Genomic DNA, 2222 nt, shown 5'->3' with positions numbered 1-2222 from the left:
GGTGCGGCCGGAAGCACCAGTGCCAGGCTCATAGACGATGCCGTGCGGGTTGTCGCGCGGATAGCTCATGTGGAATCCGAAGTCGCCGGCCCGTCTCTGCAGCCAGCTGAAGGCGGCGGTGTGTTCGAACGACTCCTCGGCCGCCGGCGCGTCCGGAGCGCTGATGTCCAGCGCGTTGCCGCCATGGTGTTCGCTGTAACCGGGCGCGGCATTGACGGTGAGGATCTGCGCCACGTCCAGGCCGCGCGCCAGCTTGCGTTCAAAAATGCCGAGCTGGTAGGCATGGCTGCGGTAGCCGGAGATCGCCTCCAGTGCGATGCCGTCAAGGGAGGCGGTGTGCTGCATGCGCTGCCAGGCACGGCTGGCGCCACGGGTCAGCCACAGTGGCCGGCGGTAGCGGTCGAATCCGGCCAGATGCAGGTGTGCCGGTTCGGCGATCAGCCACAGGCCGGTGTGGCTGGCGTAGCGGGTACTGTGCAGGCCGAGCTGGTCCAGGCGCTGCTGCAGCTGGTGCAGTGGAAGTTCGCCCTCCGGTGGCGGAACACGGGCCGGGGTTGCCAGTGTGGCATCCAGTGCCACCATTGCCGGTTCGATGCCGGGCTCCGCCTGCAGGCGGCTGACCAGCGGCATCAGCCATGCGGCAGTTGCACCGCCAGATAGCGGCCATCGCGCTTGCGGCGCAGCACGTGACTTGCCTGTGACAGCAGGCGGGCATCGTGGTTGCTGCGCGCCCGCAGCAGGCCACCGGGCCAGATCTCGATATCGGGCGTGTTGATCAGGAGGCGGGGGACATTGCGCATGGGGGCAGCTTAGGCGCGGGGCAGGTTGTCGGCCAGCCGTTTGAGTTCCTCCAGCAGGGCGCGCGGCTGCTCCGGGCTGAGCAGCACGCTGCTGCCATCGCGCAGGGGCAGCACCAGTACGCGGTGGTTGTCGGTGATCAGGCAGAAGCCCTTGCTGCCGTCCTTCATCCGGAAGTGGCCGGCGCGAAAGCCGGGCATCTGGAAACCGTTGGTTTTCAGGGCGGGTTTGAAGCCCGGGTTCTCGTCGAAGTCGACCACGCGGGCGCGGTCCAGTCGCATGGCACTGATCGGCACCTGCTTGCTGTACAGCGTGCTGGCGATCTTCAGCCGCCGGGCATCCAGCTGCAGATGACGCCGCCGGTAGGCCAGGGTCAAGCCGGCAGTGATCAGTGGCAGAACCAGCAACGGGCCCCAAGAGGCGAACGCGGCGGTGACGGGGGGCTTGCCTGCGAACAGCTGGATCAGCGGGTTGATGCAGATCACCAGCAGCACGGGACCCCACAGCCACAGCAGGGACGTCGCCGCCGGTGCGGCCAGCGGGATGGACTGCGCTGGAATCGATGGGGTCTGCGGTCTCATGGCCGGGTCTTGATCCACCGCGCGATGTCGCCGATCAGCACCTGCTCCACATGGCCGGGCCGGGAGTATTCCTCCAGTGAGCTTTTGCCTTCGCCGGTGATGCCCAGATGGTTGAGCGTGGGGTAATGCCGGAACTGGTAGCGCTCCCCTTGCAGCCCCTGGTTCCAACGCTGCCAGTCGGCATCGATCACCTGGAAGTCGCGGCCGCCCTGCAGCAGCAACACCGGCAGGGCGGTGCTGCGGGCATCGGCAACGGGGTCCACCTGTTCCAGTTGCTGCCAGAAGCGCCCGGGCAGGTTCATCAACGTGGCATCCGGATCGCCGCGGACGGTGGCGATCGCGGCTGTCAGCGCGTCCAGCTGCGCCTGTTCGGCAGTGCTGATGCTGCCGTCCAGCCCGGCCATGTAGCGGTTCTGTTCGGCCAGCAGATCGAGGATCGGCCGCGCCGGCGCGGCAAGCAGCACCAGCCCGGCGATCTTGCCGCTGGCGTTGGCGATGCGCCCGGCCAGCAGGCCGCCCTGGCTGTGGCCGAGCACATAGATGTGGTCGGGATCGATCCGCGGGCTGCCAGCCAGCGCCGCCACGGCGGCGACGGCATCGTCGGTGGTCTCATCATCGATGCTGAAAGCGCCGTTGAACTCCTGCGGTCGCGCATAAGTGCGTTTGTCGTAGCGCAGTACGGCGATCCCCTGCGCGGCCAGGCCGCGGGCGAGATCCAGGAACGGGCGGTTCGGGCCGATGGTCTCGTCGCGGTCCTGCGGGCCGGAGCCATGGACCAGTACCACCGCCGGGAACGGGCCCGGGCCCTTGGGCAGTGCCAGCGTGCCGGGCAGGGCGGCTTTG

At 68.3% G+C, this 2222-nt stretch carries 2 protein-coding genes and 1 pseudogene; all 3 read right to left on the bottom strand.

What is annotated here, in order from left to right:
• Positions 1-800 (bottom strand): annotated as a pseudogene (locus JCM9942_RS14385) (M15 family metallopeptidase); the annotation flags it as partial.
• A 9-nt stretch (positions 801-809) separates the two neighbouring features.
• Entirely contained in the window at positions 810-1379 is a 570-nt protein-coding gene (locus JCM9942_RS14380) for a PH domain-containing protein (RefSeq protein WP_083468564.1), read from the bottom strand.
• Positions 1376-2222: alpha/beta hydrolase family protein (locus JCM9942_RS14375; RefSeq protein ID WP_054660518.1), on the bottom strand; the 847-nt coding region annotated here is incomplete at its 5' end. The genes JCM9942_RS14380 and JCM9942_RS14375, both read right to left, overlap by 4 nt.

The sequence above is a fragment of the Stenotrophomonas pictorum JCM 9942 genome (genome assembly GCF_001310775.1).
In the GTDB taxonomy this organism is placed as follows: Bacteria; Pseudomonadota; Gammaproteobacteria; order Xanthomonadales; family Xanthomonadaceae; genus Stenotrophomonas; species Stenotrophomonas pictorum.
Note: the sequence above shows the minus strand (reverse complement) of the source record. Positions and strands in the feature narration are given on the sequence as shown.